General features: G+C 64.6%; 14 protein-coding genes and 1 tRNA gene. 5 read left to right on the top strand and 10 right to left on the bottom strand.

The genetic code is table 11. The features are described 5' to 3' along the window. Position 1: 1 nt before the first annotated feature. On the bottom strand, positions 2 to 1,423 hold the full coding sequence (gene cysS / locus FFS30_RS00070; protein ID WP_137911081.1) for a cysteine--tRNA ligase: 1,422 nt from the start codon (positions 1,421 to 1,423) through the stop codon (positions 2 to 4). A 254-nt stretch (positions 1,424 to 1,677) separates the two neighbouring features. Between cysS and FFS30_RS00065 the strand changes: the two genes are divergently transcribed. Both FFS30_RS00065 and FFS30_RS00060 read left to right on the top strand, forming a co-directional pair. Further along, entirely contained in the window at positions 1,678 to 2,319 is a 642-nt protein-coding gene (locus tag FFS30_RS00065; protein ID WP_212742372.1) for a glycine zipper 2TM domain-containing protein, read from the top strand. 108 nt (positions 2,320 to 2,427) lie between these two features. After that, positions 2,428 to 2,504 (top strand) — tRNA-Pro (locus FFS30_RS00060). 36 nt (positions 2,505 to 2,540) lie between these two features. On the opposite strand, the gene FFS30_RS00055 is transcribed toward FFS30_RS00060, so the two are convergent. The 8 genes from FFS30_RS00055 to FFS30_RS00020 form a co-directional block, all read right to left on the bottom strand. Continuing rightward, positions 2,541 to 3,533 (bottom strand): alpha/beta fold hydrolase, encoded by a 993-nt coding sequence (locus FFS30_RS00055; RefSeq protein ID WP_137911080.1) that lies wholly within the window; start codon positions 3,531 to 3,533, stop codon positions 2,541 to 2,543. Continuing rightward, positions 3,524 to 5,194: an AMP-binding protein gene (locus FFS30_RS00050; protein ID WP_137911079.1), complete on the bottom strand. Its 1,671-nt coding sequence runs from the start codon at positions 5,192 to 5,194 to the stop codon at positions 3,524 to 3,526. Before FFS30_RS00050 ends, FFS30_RS00055 begins: the two co-directional genes overlap by 10 nt. A 40-nt stretch (positions 5,195 to 5,234) precedes the next feature. Next, complete coding sequence (locus FFS30_RS00045; RefSeq protein ID WP_137911078.1) at positions 5,235 to 6,014, bottom strand: SDR family NAD(P)-dependent oxidoreductase; 780 nt, start codon at positions 6,012 to 6,014, stop codon at positions 5,235 to 5,237. Then, the gene (locus tag FFS30_RS00040; protein ID WP_137911077.1) at positions 6,011 to 7,156 is read right to left on the bottom strand and encodes a CoA transferase; all 1,146 of its coding nucleotides are present in this window, start codon (positions 7,154 to 7,156) and stop codon (positions 6,011 to 6,013) included. Before FFS30_RS00040 ends, FFS30_RS00045 begins: the two co-directional genes overlap by 4 nt. 4 nt (positions 7,157 to 7,160) lie before the next feature. Next, entirely contained in the window at positions 7,161 to 7,481 is a 321-nt protein-coding gene (locus FFS30_RS00035; protein ID WP_137911076.1) for an SCP2 sterol-binding domain-containing protein, read from the bottom strand. A 55-nt stretch (positions 7,482 to 7,536) separates the two neighbouring features. Next, positions 7,537 to 8,718 carry a lipid-transfer protein gene (locus tag FFS30_RS00030; RefSeq protein WP_137911075.1) on the bottom strand — a complete coding sequence of 394 codons (1,182 nt, stop codon included), beginning with the start codon at positions 8,716 to 8,718 and terminating at the stop codon, positions 7,537 to 7,539. After that, the gene (locus tag FFS30_RS00025) at positions 8,715 to 11,345 is read right to left on the bottom strand and encodes a peroxisomal multifunctional enzyme type 2 (RefSeq protein WP_137911074.1); all 2,631 of its coding nucleotides are present in this window, start codon (positions 11,343 to 11,345) and stop codon (positions 8,715 to 8,717) included. Before FFS30_RS00025 ends, FFS30_RS00030 begins: the two co-directional genes overlap by 4 nt. A 422-nt stretch (positions 11,346 to 11,767) precedes the next feature. Beyond that, positions 11,768 to 12,907 carry an acyl-CoA dehydrogenase family protein gene (locus tag FFS30_RS00020; RefSeq protein ID WP_212742371.1) on the bottom strand — a complete coding sequence of 380 codons (1,140 nt, stop codon included), beginning with the start codon at positions 12,905 to 12,907 and terminating at the stop codon, positions 11,768 to 11,770. A gap of 177 nt (positions 12,908 to 13,084) precedes the next feature. Between FFS30_RS00020 and FFS30_RS00015 the strand changes: the two genes are divergently transcribed. Further along, positions 13,085 to 13,786 carry a TetR/AcrR family transcriptional regulator gene (locus FFS30_RS00015; RefSeq protein WP_212742370.1) on the top strand — a complete coding sequence of 234 codons (702 nt, stop codon included), beginning with the start codon at positions 13,085 to 13,087 and terminating at the stop codon, positions 13,784 to 13,786. A gap of 41 nt (positions 13,787 to 13,827) precedes the next feature. Here the strand turns inward: FFS30_RS00015 and FFS30_RS23690 are convergent, their stop codons facing one another. Next, positions 13,828 to 14,043: a hypothetical protein gene (locus tag FFS30_RS23690; protein WP_171014330.1), complete on the bottom strand. Its 216-nt coding sequence runs from the start codon at positions 14,041 to 14,043 to the stop codon at positions 13,828 to 13,830. A gap of 330 nt (positions 14,044 to 14,373) precedes the next feature. Between FFS30_RS23690 and FFS30_RS00010 the strand changes: the two genes are divergently transcribed. Both FFS30_RS00010 and ssb read left to right on the top strand, forming a co-directional pair. Continuing rightward, positions 14,374 to 15,003 carry a TetR family transcriptional regulator gene (locus tag FFS30_RS00010; protein ID WP_212742369.1) on the top strand — a complete coding sequence of 210 codons (630 nt, stop codon included), beginning with the start codon at positions 14,374 to 14,376 and terminating at the stop codon, positions 15,001 to 15,003. A gap of 189 nt (positions 15,004 to 15,192) precedes the next feature. Continuing rightward, positions 15,193 to 15,587 (top strand): single-stranded DNA-binding protein (gene ssb, locus FFS30_RS00005; RefSeq protein WP_137911071.1); only part of this gene is annotated, 395 nt, incomplete at its 3' end.

The raw sequence follows: 15,587 nt of genomic DNA, 5'->3' as shown, positions 1-15,587 counted from the left end.
GTCATCGAGGTTCCTCGGTACCCGAATCTTTGGGCGGAGCAACGCGTTTCCAACGCGGACCCTGCGGCGTGTCTTCGACGACGATGCCGAGTTCGAGCAGCCGGGCGCGCAGGCGATCGGCTTCGGCGAAGTTCTTTGCCTTCTTTGCCGCCTGGCGTGCGTCGACGAGTTGCTGCACTTCGGCCTCGTCGAGCGCGGAGTCTGCGGTCGAGCCCTGGAACCATGCTTCCGCATCGATCTGCAGCAGACCGAGGAACGCGCCGGCACTGAGCAGTGCAGACTTCGCTTCGAGTTGCGCCTGCGCATCGCCAGCACGGCGCGCCGCGTCGGCAAGGCGCGATAGCACGGCCAGCGCTTCGGGTGTGTTGAGATCGTCGGCGAGCGCGCCGAGGAATTCTTCCGGCAAGTCGGTCGACGTCGTTGAAGGCACGACGGCGAGATCGCGCAGCGTCGTATACAAACCGTCGAGCGTGCGCCGCGCCTGCTCCAGTGACGCGGCGGACCAGTCCAGCGGCTGGGTGTAATGCGCCTTCATCAGCATGTAGCGCAGCAGTTCCGGCGGATGCTGTTCGAGCAGGTCGTGCAGCACCAAGGTATTGCCGAGCGATTTCGACATCTTCTTGCCTTCGATCGCAAGCATGCCGTTGTGCAGCCAGTAGCGCGCGAACACCTTGCCGCCGTGCGCGCAGGTCGACTGCGCGACTTCGTTCTCGTGATGCGGAAAGAGCAGGTCGTTGCCGCCGGCGTGGATGTCGATCGTTTCGCCGAGATGCGCCTCGCTCATCGCCGAGCATTCGATATGCCAGCCCGGGCGGCCGCGGCCCCAGGGGCTGTCCCAGCCGGGCAGGTCGGATGTCGACGGTTTCCACAGCACGAAGTCGGCCGGATTCTTCTTGTACGGCGCGATCTCGACACGCGCGCCGGCAATCATTTCGTCGGTCGAGCGGCCTGAGAGTGCACCGTAAGCAGGGAACGAGGCGACGTCGAACAACACATGGCCTTCGGCCGCGTACGCATGGCCGCCGGCGATCAGACGTTCGCACATCGCGATGATTTCGCCGATATGCGCCGTCGCGTAGGGCGTGATGTCCGGCGCGTCGACGCCGAGCTTGGCCATGTCCTGTGCATAGGCATCGGCGAAGCGCGTAGTGATCGTGCCGATCGGTACGCCGGCTTCGGCCGCGGCGTTGTTGATCTTGTCGTCGACGTCGGTGATGTTGCGCGCGAAAACCACATGCTGCGCGCCGTAGATGCGCCGCAGCAGGCGCACGAGCAGGCCGAATACCACCGGTCCGCGCGCGTTGCCGATGTGCACGTAGTTGTAGACGGTCGGGCCGCACAGATACATGGTGACGCGCTTCGGGTCGAGCGGAACGAACTCTTCGACGCGGCGCGTCAGGGAATTGTGCAGTCGTAGTTTCATAATTGAATTGTAGCGCAACGGCTTTGCGTTCAGCTTCCAAAGTTGCGCTAAACCCTTGGTGTGACGCGGTTTCGCTGCGGATTTCTTCAGGTTTTCCTTAGTCCGCATTCAGCCTGCCCATGCTGTAATGCCGGCCAGTTCAACGTGGCGCGCGCGACGATCGGGGGGAACCGATGCCGCGATGCGGACACGTTTTATGAGTTCGCCATCGCCAGCGCGATCGTCGAAACATGTCGTTTGGAGCCGTGAACAAAATGAAGCTACCCGGCATTCTCATTGCGAGCATGCTGCTTGTGGAACTCTGCCACGCGCAGGACCACACCGCCGCGCACCCGCAGCCGATCGCTGCGGAGTCGACCCGTTATGGTTGGGCCGACGTGCTGCGGGTCGATGCCGTTTACGAGCCCGCGCCCGATCCCGCCGTCGAGGCGGAGCAGAACCGTGCGGCGCTGGCCAATTGCAATGACGAGTCACCGCCGCCTCCGCCGGCCAACGGCAACAACGAACAGGCCGACAACCGCGCGACCGGCACGGTGATCGGCGCGCTGATCGGCGGCGTCATCGGTCATGCTTTCGGTCACGGCGACGGCAACAAGGCCGCGACGGCAGTCGGCGCGGTCGCCGGCGGCGTCGCCGGCAATCGCATCGCCGCCGCGCAGGACCAGGCGACGAACAACCAGATGCAGCAGCAAGCCGACGCCGAGCGCGATGCCGTCGCCGCGTCGCTGCGCGACTGTCGTGACGTACGCACGATCCGCCCACACGCACAGCCGGAACGCCGCATCATCGGCTACGACGTCGAGTATCGCTACAAGGGCGAAATCTACATGGCGCGCCTGCCGTTCGATCCGGGTGACCGCATGCGCGTGAAGATCACGGTTGTCCCCGCCGAGTGAATTCTTCGCGCAGAGGTTGCGCGCGAGGCGATCGACCATTATCATGCGCGGCTCGCTGCCGCAGCGCGTTCACCGCGCAATCCCGTCAAGGCAGCGGACCACCCAAGTCGGGGTGTAGCTCAGCCTGGTAGAGCGCTACTTTCGGGAGGTAGAAGTCGGAGGTTCGAATCCTCTCACCCCGACCAGATTTGCTAAAAAAGCCACCCGCCGCGGTGGCTTTTTTATTGGCTGGCGGCATCCGTTCGGCCGCCCGCGACGGCGAACTGCGCGACCTCGTCCCAGAGCTTTTCCATACGTGCATCGAGCACGAGATCCATGTGGCCCGGATCGCAGGCATAGCCGGTCGCACGGCCGACGACGCGGTGCTCCACCTTGCCGCCGAGCTGGGCGACGAAATTCTGCTGGCATTGCGGCACCGAGAGTAGTCGGTCGTTCGCGCCGGCGATGCTGAGCATGGGCACTTTGACCAGGCGCATCGAGGTGCGGAAGGAATGCCCGGCACGGTCGCTCCAGTAGCTTCGCGTCCATTCGTGCATTTGCTGCACGAAGCCCAGCGCTTCGTCGTCCGAGCCTATACGCAGACGGCGTGCCGGGAAGCGGCCGTACAGGCGCGTCAGACCGAGCAGCACGGCCACAACGGCCCGTTTCGCCCACCAGCGCGCACGATTCGGTTCCAGTGCCGGTGTCCATACGTTGACGCCGAGCAGGACGAAGCGGTCGAAGGCGACACCGCGGGCGATCGCGCCTTCCGTCACTCTGATCTGGTGCGCGAGCGCCGCGTGACCGAACAGGCTATGGCCGACGGCGACGCGCTCCGCGTCCGGAAATCGGCGCGCGAGTTCGGCAGCCATTAGGCCCGCGTCGGCAACGTGATCGTCGTAAGTCCAGTTCGCGCCCTTGCTGTTGGCGAGATCGCTCTGGCCGTGGCCGCGCAGATCCATCCAGAGCACGGCGGCGCCGGCTCGGCACAGCGCGCTGAGCAGGCCTTTGCCTTCGGGGCGGTCGAGCGAGCGGCGATTCGCCATCATCGCGTGCGACAGCACGATCGCGACGCGCGGCGGCTCGCGCGGCATAAGCAGCTCGCCGCGCAGGCGCACGCCGTCGGCGGCGATCAGCTCGACCGGTTCGCCGCCACGCAGCGCCGGGTGAGTCGGGACGTGCGCGACGGCCGCGGCGTTCGCCGACGACTCCGGCGCCGAGGAATTCATTCCCATACGATGGCCTTGCGATTGGCCGACTCGCGCGCGATCAGCTCGGCATAGTGCTGCTGGATCGGCTCGCGCTTGATTTTCATTGTCGGTGTAAGCAAGCCACTGTCGATCGTCCACGGTTGCGCGACGATGACGATCTTGCCGATCTGCTCGTTCGAGTCGAGCGACGCGTTTGCGCGTTCCATCGCCGAAGCGAGATCGCGCTGTATCGCGTCGCGCGGTTTCTTCAGCGCGTCCGGCGCGAGCGATACGAGCAGGATCGGCTGCGGCACGCCGGGGCCGACGAGGCAGCAGGTTTCGACGTCGGGCGTGCGCGCTGCTTCTTCGATCGGTGCCGGCGCGACGTATTTGCCTTTCATCGTCTTGAAAATTTCCTTGGTGCGGCCGATCACGTGCAGATAGCCGTCCTCGTCGAAGCGGCCCTTGTCGCCGGTGCGCAGAAAACCGTCTTCGGTGAACGCGTTGCGCGTGGCTTCCTCGTCCTTGAGATAGCCGAGCATGACACCCGGATGGCGCACGAGGATTTCGCCGTCCTCGCCGAGCTTCACCTCGGCGTCGGGCAGCACCTTGCCGGTCGAGCCGATGCGGTTGGCCCAGTTGAGATTGCAGGCGATGTAAGCGAACGCTTCGGTCGGCGCGCAGCCGTTGAGCACGCGGATGCCGAGCCGCTCGTACCATTCGACCAGGGACGAAGCGATCGGCGCGGAGCCGGACAGAATGAATTTCGCATTCTGCAGACCGATCGCCTTGCGCAGCGAACGCCGGACGATGCGGTTGACCACAGGAACGCGCACCAGCGTGTCGAGGTGCGGCATCTTTTTCAGCACGCCGGATTGAATGCGGCTGTAGACCAGCGGCACGCCGCAGAACATCGACGGCGCCACGCGCGCGAGCGTGGCGGCGAACACCTCGAGGTTTTCGAGGAAGTGCACCTGCGCGCCGGTGATCAGCGAAGCGCCTTCGCCGACGAGCCGCTCGAAGAAGTGCGCAAGCGGCATATACGACAGCAGGCGGTCGCTGCCTCCGGGCTGCATGAAACCGTGCGGGATCAGGATGTGTTGGAGCAGACGCTGGGCGGTGAACTGTACATTGCCCGCGCTGAGCATCACCGCCTTTGGAAAACCGCTCGTGCCCGAGGTGTAGACGAGCATCACCATCTGCTCCGGCGGCGGCAGGCGATAGTCGGTGTAGGGCGTGTGGCCTTCGAGCATCGCGTCCCAGCCGTCGTCGAGCTGCGGCACGCCGGGGTAGGGCAGCGACCAGCGCGGAATGCCCGCAGGTACCGCGGTGATCAGCTCGTCGACGTCGAGCGCCGGACCGACGAAGACCGCGCGCACTTCGGCATGCTCAAAAATATACTTCGTGACCTTTGCGCTTTGTTTCGGATAAAGGCCGACGCTGACGTAGCCGGCCATGGTGATGGCGAGGTCGGCGAGAAACCAATGCGCCGTATTGCGCCCGGAAATTGCGATGCGGCTGCCGGGCGGCCAGCCGCGAGCGCGCAGCGCGCTGGCCATGCGCTGCACCTGGGATGCGCATTCGCCCCACGTGTAGACGCGTTCCGTGCCATCGATGGGTTGATACAGCCACGGCCGCTCCGGTATGTCGCGGCCGCGCTGCAGAAGCAGGTGCACGTAATCGAAGATGCCTGGCGCGATGCTCATCGTGATGCCTCGTCCGGATCGGTTTTCCCAAGTATCTAAATCACCGCGGTGGCATGCGGATCGCGCCGTCGAGGCGGACGACCGCGCCGTTGAAATAACTGTTGCGGCACATCTCCAACGCGAGCGAGGCGAATTCGTCGGGGCGGCCGGCGCGCTTCGGAAACGGCACCGCGGCGTCGAGCCCAGCCTGTACCTCGGGCGGCAGCAGATGCAGCAGCGGCGTGTCGAACGTGCCCGGCATGATCGTGTTGACGCGGATGCCTTCGTCCATCAGGTCGCGCGCGATTGGCAGAGTCATGCCGACAACGCCGGCCTTCGAGGCCGAGTAGGCGGCTTGGCCGATCTGTCCGTCTTCGGCCGCGACCGAGGCGGTGCCGACGATCGCGCCGCGTTCGCCGCCTTCGAGCGGGTCGAGCGCGAGCATGCCGGCCGCCGACTTGGCGATGCAGCGGAACGTACCGACGAGATTGATCCTGATCAGCGCTTCGAAATGTTCGAGTGGGAAATGACGGATTTCACCGCTCGACTTCGACCGCGACGCGGTGCGCCCGTTGAATCCCGTGCCCGCACAATGGATCAGCACGCGTTCCTGTCCGTGGATCGTACGCGCATGCGTGAATGCCGCATCGACTTCGGCGTCCGAGGTCACATCGACCTTGCAGTACACGCCGCCGATATCGCGTGCGACCGCGTCGCCGCGCTCGGCATTGAAGTCGAAGATCGCGACTTTCGCGCCTTCGCTCGCAAGCGCGCGTGCGGCCGCCTCGCCGAGGCCCGACGCGCCGCCCGTGACGACTGCGGCCACGCCGTGCAGGTTCATGTCTCGGCTCCGCTGCGCATTTCGGTTTCCTCGTCGACCTTGGTGGCCATGACCACGGCGCCGAGAATGCGCGCGTTGTCGGCGCCGAGTTCCGGTGCGGCGCCGACTTCCGGCAGCGGCCGGTCGAAATGGATCGGCAGGCGAAACGCCGGCTTGCCGGCGTCATCGGCGATCATGCCGCGCGCCTGCACGTGTTCGTTGGCGAGCGCTTCTTCGAGACTCAGTATTGCGCTGACGCAAGTGTCTTCGCCGGCGAGCAGGCGTTCCCATTCGTCGCGCGGCTTGCCGGCGAACAGTACGGACAGGGCGTCGTGCAAAGGCTGCCCGGATTCGTCGGGCGAGAGCGCCAGTTCCAGCAAATCCTGCCGGCCGGCGAGACGGCAGAGGCGCACGAAGAATTTGTACTCGAGCGGCGCGACGGCGAGATGGCGACCATCCGCGCAGGCATAGACCCGATAATTCGCCATGGCGCCGGACAAGGCGTCGGCGCCGCGCGGCAGGCCGTGGCCGAGCATGCGCAAGGTCGACAATGCGACCACCTGCAGGGCTAGCGTGCCGTCGAGCATGCCGACGTCGACGAACGAACCCTCGCCGGTTTCGCGCGCCTTGAGCAATGCGGCGAGAATGCCGACCGCGCAGGTGAGCGCGCCGCCGGCAAGATCGGCGGTCTGGAAGTTGCCCGATGCGGGCGCGCCGCCGCCGGCGCCGGTCTGCTCCAGTTCGCCGGCATAGCCGCGGAAATTCATATCGTGGCCGGCGCGGTCGCGATACGGCCCGGTCTGGCCGTAGCCGGTCAGTGCGGCATAGACGAGGCGCGGATTGATCGCCTTGAGCGCCGCATAGCCGCAGCCCGATTTGTCCATCACGCCGGGGCGGAACGATTCGATGACGACATCGGCATCGATTGCGAGGCGGCGGAAGGTTTCCGCATCCGTCTGTTTGCGCAGATCGAGCGTGACCGAAGCCTTGCCGCGATTGATCAGCGCAAACAGTTCCGGCGACATGAGGCGTGCGTAGTCGCCGCCGTCGGGATCTTCAATCTTGATCACGTCCGCGCCGAGCTGCGCCAGATACAGCGTGCAGAACGGACCCGGCAGCAGCCGGGTCAGATCGAGCACGCGCACGCCGGCGAGCGGACTCATGCGATCAGCCTTGCAGCGCGCTCGCGTCGAAAATCTTCGACAGCCGCTGCGCGAGCATCAGGTCACCCGACGCCTTGAGCTTGCCGCTCATGAATGCGGCGACGCCGTTGAGCCGGCCCTGCATCAGCTCGACGAAATTTTCGTCCGACACGGTCAAGGTCAGATCGCTCTTCGGCGCCGTGCCGGAATGGATCGAGCATGCCCCGTTCTCGATGACCGCATAGGCCGGCTGCGAAATGTTGAGCTGGATCGTGTGCGACTTGCCGGCCGCTTCGGCCGGGCGGAAGGCTTTCGGGAGTTGCTGCACGAGGGTATTGGCGTCCATCGGGTTTCCTCAAGGTTGCAATGAGCGCCGGCGCAGCGGCGCGGGAACAAACAAATCAATCGTTGCGATACATAGTGACGACGCACGCGCCACCGAGGCCGAGATTGTGCTGCAGGGCGACGCGCGCGCCTGCGACCTGGCGCTTGTCGGCCGTGCCGCGCAATTGCCAGACAAGCTCGGTGCACTGCGCCAGCCCGGTCGCGCCGAGCGGGTGGCCTTTGGAGAGCAGGCCGCCCGAAGGGTTGGTCACGTAGCGGCCGCCGTAGGTGTTGTCGCCGTCCCAGATGAATTTTTCCGCTTCGCCGTCCTTGCACAGGCCGAGCGCTTCGTAGGTCAGCAATTCGTTGGCGGTGAAGCAGTCGTGCAGTTCGACCACGTCGACGTCTTCGGGGCCGAGGCCGGCTTGGTCGTAGACCTGCTTCGCTGCACTGCGGCTCATGTCGAAGCCGACCATCTTGATCATGCTCTGCGGCTCGAACGAAGTCGCATAGTCCGTCGTCATGCTCTGCGCGGCGATGTACACGGGCTTGGCGATGCTGTGCTTGGCCGCGAATTCGTCCGAGCACAGCACGGCCGCCGCAGCGCCGCAGGTCGGTGGGCAGCATTGGAAGCGCGTCAGCGGATCGAACACTTCGTCGGAAGCCATGATCTGGTCGAGGGTCAGCGGCTGATTGAACAGCGCGTAGGGATTGTTCGCCGCATGCCGGCGCGCCTTCTCCGAAATCTTGCCGAAGGTTTCCTTCTTCGTGCCGTGCCGCCAGCGGTACTCGCGGCCCGCGCCGCCGAACATCTGCGCTGCCACTGGCGCGCCGTTCATGCCTTGCACGTCGTTCATCACCTGGGCGAACTTGCCGAGCGGCGTTTCGCGGTCGTTGAACTTCGAGTTGAGCGCGCCTTTCTCCATCTGCTCGAAGCCGAGCGCGAGCACGCACTCGGCAAGACCGCCTTCGATCGCCTGGCGGGCGAGGTAGAGCGCGGTCGATCCGGTCGAACAATTGTTGTTGACGTTGACGACCGGGATGCCGGTGAGGCCGAGTTCGTAGACGGCGCGCTGGCCGCAGGTCGAATCGCCATAAACGTAGCCGACGTAAGCCTGTGCGATTTCGCGGTACTCGATGCCGGCGTCTTCGAGCGCGATACGGCCCGCGTCGCGCGCCATCTCGTAATACTCGGGACTCGCGCCGGGCTTGGCAAACTTGGTCATGCCGACGCCGATCACGTTGACTTTGCGTTTCATGAGTGTGTTCCTTTGAGGAAATCGAGTTCGTGCGCGAGGCGCATGTCACCGTCGACGCGCAGGCTGCCGCGCTGATACAGGTCGCGCGCATCGGCGTTGCCTTTGGCGAGGGCGATGAAATCGGCGTCGGACAGACCGAATACGGCTGTCGCCTGCGCGTTCTCGCCTAGTTCGACCTTCGGTGTCTTGCCCGACAGGTCGATCACCCAGCTAGCATCGGGATCGCGCAGCTTGAACACGACGACGCGGCCGCCGAGACCGTCGGCGGCCTTCGGATTCGTCTTCAGCTTGTCGGCAAGCGCAGCGAAGAGCGGCGCGGCGGCGCTCGCTTGCGCCGCGGCCTGCGCCGATTCCACCGCATGCGCGGCAGGGGCGGCTGCGGCAGGCACTGCGTTCTCGCCGCGCTGAGCGACGATATCCCGCAGCAGTTTCGGATCGATCTTCTGCAGAAAGCCGAGCTTCTGCGAGGCCATCACGTTGCCGGCGATCTTGAGCTTGCCGCCGAAGTAGAGTTTGTTCGGATCGACCTTGCCGGTCGACATGTCGATGAAATCGGCGTGGCTCAGGCTCAGCGTGGTGTCGGGCTTGTCGGCCGGCCCTTGTCTGACCGCGCCGTCGCCCGACTTGAGGTCGAGCGTCCAGGTCGAGTCGGGCGCGCACAGGTCGAATTGGAACGAGGTCTTGATCTGGTCGCCAAGGCCCTTGTGCAAGGCCAGATGTTTGCCGATCGCAGCGAAAACATCAGCGGCGGACAGCGCAGTCGCAGTGGTCGCCGCTTCGGTCCGAGGTGTGGCTTCGGCGACGGCCGGCTTGGCCTGAATCTGCGGAATCTCGCGGTACAGTTCGACCGCCGCATTGCGCAGCACGACTTTGTCGCGCTCCTTGACGCGCGTTTCGAAGACGATGCGCGTGTCCGACTCCTTCCACATGCGCGTGACGAGGGTCTCCCCTGGATACACGCTTTCGGCGAAGCGCACTTTTATACTTTTGAACTTGCGTGCGTCGCCCGCACAGAATGCGCGGACCACGTGACGCCCGGCGATGCCGAAGGTGCACAGGCCGTGCAGGATCGGCTTCTCGAAACCGAACGCCTGGGCGAAGGCCGGATCGGCGTGCAGCGGATTCCAGTCGCCGGACAACCGGTACAGCAGCGCCTGGTTCGCATCGACGCGCTCTTCGAGCGTCGCATCCGCTTCGCGCGCCGGCGGCACATTGATCTCGCCCGCCGGACCGCGCTCGCCGCCCCAGCCGCCGGCGCCGCGCACGAACGCGCTCATCTCGTTGTAGGCGAGTCGTTCGCCGCTCTCGTCGAAGGTCTCCGTCGCGAACACGACGACCGCATTCGGCGCCTTGTCATAGGCGGCCTTGACCTTGAACACGTGACGCAGCTTCGCCTTCGGCGGCAGCGGGCGGAACACTTCAGTGTACTGCTCGCCGTGCAGAACGGTTTCGAGGCCGAAGCGGATGCCCGGCACCGAGCGGCCTTCCTTGACCATCGCCAGCATCGCGCTGGTCGGCGGAATCACCGCGTAGGTCGGCAGCGCCTGGAAGCCGTCGCCGAGTTCGTAGGCGAACTTCAGTTCGTTCGCGTCGAGTGCGTCGCGCGCCGCGCCGATGCCGAGCGCGTAGAGGGCGAGGTCGCGTTCGTCGTAGCTCGATTCCGATTCGAGCTTGGCCGCAAGTGCTTCGTCGAGATCGATGTATTCGTTGCCGCCGAGGCTCGGCTTGTCGACGCGGGCGAGCAGCGGCGCGAAGGCTTCGGCCATCGCCGCCGGATGTTCGTTCTTGCGCGTGAAGTCGCCGATCTCGTTCCAGGCGGCGGCGACGTTCTCGACGTCGATCTTGCGCCCGGCATGGAAGAAGTGGCCCTCGCTGCGCTCCCAGCGCAGCTTGCCGACAAAACCCGCGCCGACTTCGAACAAGCCCTTGGTCTCGGCGCAGTCCTCGTGACAGAGCCAGCCGACCAGCGGGCTGACGTAGTCGGGGCTGAGCTTGGCGAGCACGTCGGGGGGCAGAATCGTCTCGGTCAGGCGCGAGGCGGCGATCGGCGCGATCGTGTTGACGTGGATGCCTTTGCTGCGGCCTTCCTCGGCGAGTGTCTGGGCGAAACCGTGCAAGCCGAGCTTGGCCATGCTGTAGTTGGCCTGGCCGAAATTGCCGTAGATGCCTGCAGCCGACGCGGTGAAAATGATGCGCCCATAGTTCTTCTCGCGCAGCACCGGCCACGCCGCGTGCGTCACCTTGTAGGCGCCGTAGACGTGCACCTGATAGATGCGATTCCAGTCATCGTCGCTCATCTTAGCGAAGCTGATGTCGCGCAGGATGCCGGCGTTGTTGATGACGATGTCGACCGTGCCGAATGCGTCGAGCGCGGTTTTCACGATTTTGTCGCCGTCGGTTACGGAGTCGTAGTTCGCGATCGCTTGACCGCCGAGTGCCTTGATCTCATCGACGACCGTGTCCGCGGCGTTCGACGATTTCCCGTCGCCGAACGCGCCGCCGCCGAGGTCGTTGACCACGACCTTGGCACCACGCGCGCCGAGCATCAGCGCGTAGGCGCGCCCGAGACCATTGCCGGCGCCGGTGATGACGGCGACTTTGCCGTCGTATCTCAATTGCTGCGTCATCTTGTCCTCGGTGGTTCTGGCTCGTCGTTTCGACGAGGTTGGTATCTTGGGCTCTTCTATCTGACTCTGTGTGCAGGTATGTCCAATCGGCGGGCGCGTCCATTCGTTTTTCCGCTCGCATCCCGCGAGCGGGTGACTTTCTCTTGCTCGCACAAGAGAAAGTCACCAAAGAGAATGCGCCCGGATGCCGCGCCGCCTGCGGCGGTTCGCGAGGACATGCCGGGTTCGCTGACTGCACGTCCCTGTACTGGCAGCGGAATCGGCGCGATCCATCGCGCCGACCCTGCGGGCCTTTTCGTCATGCCCTCGCCGCGGCAGACGGGGACCCGAAGAATAAAAAGATCGAGCAGAGATCAAAAGCGCAAGACTTTAAGCTCTTCCCGAATCCCGAATCCCGAATCCCGAATCCCGAATCCCGGCCCTCACATACTCCTGGCAATCAGCTCTTTCATGATCTCATTCGTGCCGCCGTAGATGCGCTGCGCGCGCGAGTCGGCCCAGGCGCGTGCGATCGGGTATTCGAGCATGTAGCCGTAGCCGCCGTGCAGTTGCAGGCATTCGTCCATCACCTTGCCTTGCAGATCGGTGGTCCAGTATTTCGCCGCGGCCGCGGCTTCGACGCTCAATTCGCCGGCCAGTACCTGTTCGATGCAGCGATCGACGAAGACGCGGCCGATCGCGGTTTCCGCTTTCAGTTCGGCGAGTTTGAAGCGCGAATGCTGGTAGCTCGCGACCGGTTTGCCGAATACCTTGCGGCTGCGCGCGTAGTCGAGCGTCCAGGCGATCGCCGCTTCGCACGCCGCGATGGCGTTGATCGCAATGATTAGGCGTTCCCAGGCGAGCTCCTTCATCAGGGCGAAGAAGCCGGTGCCCTCGTCGCCGAGCAGGTTCGCGCGCGGCACGCGCACGTCGTCGAAGAACAGCTCGCAAGTGTCCTGGCCTTTCATGCCGATCTTCTTCAACGGCTTGCCCTTGCCGAAGCCCTTGCGATCGGCCTCGACCAGAAGCAGGGAGACGTTTTCTGCGCCGCCCGTGGCGTCGCCGGTCTTGGCGACGACGACGACGAGATCGCACAGATAGCCGTTGGTGATGAAGATCTTCGAGCCGTTGATCACGTAGTCGTCGCCGTCGACGATCGCCCTGGTCTTGACCGCCTGCAGGTCGGAACCGGTGCCCGGCTCAGTCATCGCGATCGCGCCGACGACCTCGCCGTTCGCCATCTGCGGCAGCCATAGCCGCTTCTGTGCGTCGCTGCCGAAATTATTGAGATAGTTGGCGACGATATCGTTGTGCAGGACGAAGCCGATGCTGCTGTTGCCGGCGTACATCAGCTCTTCCATGAGCACGACGCTGAACGCGCGGTCCGCGCCGGCGCCACCGTATTCCTCGGGCATGGTCATGCACAACATGCCGAGCGAGCCGGCGCGGTTCCAGATCGCGCGGTCGACGTGCTGCTGCTCTTCCCATCGCTCGCGGTGCGGGGTGCACTCGGTTTCGAGAAAGCGCCGCACGTTGCGGCGGAACTCGTCGTGCTCGGGCTTGAACAGGGTTCTCGGGATCACGTACGGTTCCTGCGAAATATTTTGCAGTCTGGACTGTATGTAAATGCGAAAATATCCGCGGCGGAAAGCGAAGTCAAGTCGCGCCGCGTCCGCGGCGGGCTGGCCGATGCAGATGGAAAACTGCACACTAGCGCCGCGCTCCTGCCGATGTCCGAAGCGCTTTTGGGAAAGCGATCGATGAAGAAAAAAACGAGCACAGCGGCGAAGAAGCCGGCCAGGAAGAAACCGCGGCGCAAGCAGTCCGACCGCAGCGCGGCGATGCGCGAGCGCTTGCTCGCGGCGACCCTGGAAAGTCTTGCCGAGGACGGCTACACGGGCTCGACCCTGTCCTCGATCGTGCGTCGCGCCGGGGTGTCGCGCGGCGCCCAGGTGCATCACTACCCGAACAAGCAGGCCCTGATGATCGACGCGGCCGAGAATCTGCTGCGACGCATCTACCGCACGCTCGGCGAACTGATGTTGTCGGTCGCCAAGGAAGACGACCGCCTGCAGGCCCTGGTCGAGGCGATCTGGCAGCAGTTGTTCGCGACCGAGCTGTATCGTGCCTACAACGAACTGCTTGCGGCGAGTCAGCGCGATGCGGCTCTGGCCGCAGCGCTGCGCAAGCTACTGCTGCGTCAGGCCGAGGTGTTCGACGTCGCGATCGACCACTACTTCGCGGTTGCGCCGGGTTCTAATGCCGACATCAAGGCCCTGTTCACCCAGTTCACCGCCTTGCTCCACGGCTTGATCAGTCACGCGCATCTGATGCCGGGCCCGCAGTTCATTCCGGCGCAGCTATCGGCGTGGATCAAGCATGCCGGTATGCATATGCGTGCGCGCAAAGGCGTACGTACGCCGCCACCGCGGCCGCTCGGCTGGGGCGAGGCATCGCAGTAGCCTCAATGGAATCGGGCGCCGCGGCCGGCCATGCGGCCGTTTCAATTTTCCCGTTGCAGATGGACCGGCTCGAGCCCGAGCGCGGTGACCCAATCGAGAATGCCGCGGCCCGGGTCGATTTCCACGTCGACCGCCATATCCACGGTCTGCCATTGCGGGCGCGCGCGAATCGATATCGGCCGACTCGAACGCGTGAGGAACTCCACCTCTGCTGCGAGAGTGGCGGAGAGCGCAACTTTCTTCAGATCATCCGGCATGCGAGATTCCGAGAGATTGACGGCTTGGGCCGAAGGCGACGCCGGGGAGAATGTCCCCGGCTTCGCCGCCGTGGCGTACAGCGGCGCGGTTCGAATATGGCCCTGCGGAAACGGTACGAACGGGACTTGCGCTTCCTGCGTCGGGCTCGCACAGTGGCGACCGCGGTTGCGTACCAAGCGGCGGCGGATGCAGGCAGGCCTGCCATCCCCGGTGGCTTTGCAGCCGCTCTGTGTTTCCTGTCAGCCGGTCGTTTCGCAAATGGAACTCGGTATCCAGTTGGATACAAAAAAAGCTATGCCTCTGATTGCTCGTTGTCAAGGCGGACTGCAGTGAAAAAATCGCCGCCGGTTATTGCCGAGCCCCTGCCCGAAGGCAAGGCGCGTCTGATCGATGCCGCAGTGCGCCTCGCTGCGCGCGACGGCAGAGCGGTGTCTTCGCTCGGCCTGCGCGAGCTTGCGCGCGAGGCCGGCCTCAATCACAACACGTTCTACCGGCATTTCGAAAGCATAGAGGAACTTGGGCGATTCGCCGCGGAGCGCGTCGCACTGCGGCTTATGACGGAACTGAAGAAAATTCGCAGTAAGGTGGCCGACCCTGTGGACGCGACGATCCGTACGACGGAGTATTTTCTCGATTTCGTGCGCGACCATCCGGAAACCATCGTCGTCGGTCTGCGCGAACTGCACAGCCACGACTCGGCCATGCGGCGCATCCTGCAGCATGCCATGAACGACATCGCCGCGAACCGCGCCGACCAGCTCGCCGAATTGAATCTGTTCGGAGGTATGGACCGCGACACGCTGCTGCAGGCGACGCGCGCAACGACGTACTACAGCTTCTACCGCGCGCTCGACTACATCGAGCATCCGCGCCAGCGCCGGCGCATCCGCGACGACATCGTGAGCTTCATCCATGCGCAGTTCCTCGGCCGCATCGCCCTGAAGAACTTGAGCGCATAGTTTGCGCGACCATGCGCCGGAGTGGGCCAAGTCAGCCGCATGCGGCTGGAAGTCTTTGCGTCGCCTCGGGCAAATCCCCACGCCGGCGGCATTTTCCTACCGCGGCAGGCCATGCTTTCCCACGGCGGGGCCGGGTGCGCGTGGTATCATTTGTTTCAAGCAATAGCGCCGGATCGGAGAAAAAAACACATGGCACGCGGTATCAACAAAGTCATCCTGGTGGGCAATCTTGGCGCCGATCCGGAGACGCGCTACACGCCCTCGGGCACGGCCATCACGAGCATCCGCATCGCCACGAGCGAGTCGTGGAAAGACAAGCAGACCGGCGAACAGCAGGAGCGCACTGAATGGCACCGCGTCGACTTTTTCGGCCGTCTCGCCGAAATCGCCGGCGAATACCTGAAGAAGGGCCGTCAGGTCTACGTCGAAGGCAAGCTGCGCACCGACGAATACGAAAAGGACGGCGTCAAGCGCTACTCGACCAAGATCGTCGCCGACGAAATGCAGATGCTCGGCGGCCGTGAAGGCGGCGGCGAGGGCGGCGGCTATGGCGGCGGTGGCGGCGGTGGTGGATACGGCGGTGG

Source organism: Rudaea sp. 3F27F6 (genome assembly GCF_005503555.1).
In the GTDB taxonomy this organism is placed as follows: Bacteria; Pseudomonadota; Gammaproteobacteria; order Xanthomonadales; family Rhodanobacteraceae; genus Rudaea.
Note: the sequence above shows the minus strand (reverse complement) of the source record. Positions and strands in the feature narration are given on the sequence as shown.

Bases quoted from the DNA above. Each gene is read 5' to 3' on its own strand.
- FFS30_RS23690 (WP_171014330.1), bottom strand. From the start codon at position 14,043: ATGCCGGATGATCTGAAGAAAGTTGCGCTCTCCGCCACTCTCGCAGCA.
- FFS30_RS00025 (WP_137911074.1), bottom strand. From the start codon at position 11,345: ATGACGCAGCAATTGAGATACGACGGCAAAGTCGCCGTCATCACCGGC.
- FFS30_RS00035 (WP_137911076.1), bottom strand. From the start codon at position 7,481: ATGGACGCCAATACCCTCGTGCAGCAACTCCCGAAAGCCTTCCGCCCG.
- FFS30_RS00065 (WP_212742372.1), top strand. From the start codon at position 1,678: ATGAAGCTACCCGGCATTCTCATTGCGAGCATGCTGCTTGTGGAACTC.
- FFS30_RS00015 (WP_212742370.1), top strand. From the start codon at position 13,085: ATGAAGAAAAAAACGAGCACAGCGGCGAAGAAGCCGGCCAGGAAGAAA.
- FFS30_RS00045 (WP_137911078.1), bottom strand. From the start codon at position 6,014: ATGAACCTGCACGGCGTGGCCGCAGTCGTCACGGGCGGCGCGTCGGGC.
- FFS30_RS00030 (WP_137911075.1), bottom strand. From the start codon at position 8,718: ATGAAACGCAAAGTCAACGTGATCGGCGTCGGCATGACCAAGTTTGCC.
- FFS30_RS00055 (WP_137911080.1), bottom strand. From the start codon at position 3,533: ATGGGAATGAATTCCTCGGCGCCGGAGTCGTCGGCGAACGCCGCGGCC.
- FFS30_RS00050 (WP_137911079.1), bottom strand. From the start codon at position 5,194: ATGAGCATCGCGCCAGGCATCTTCGATTACGTGCACCTGCTTCTGCAG.
- FFS30_RS00040 (WP_137911077.1), bottom strand. From the start codon at position 7,156: ATGAGTCCGCTCGCCGGCGTGCGCGTGCTCGATCTGACCCGGCTGCTG.
- cysS (WP_137911081.1), bottom strand. From the start codon at position 1,423: ATGAAACTACGACTGCACAATTCCCTGACGCGCCGCGTCGAAGAGTTC.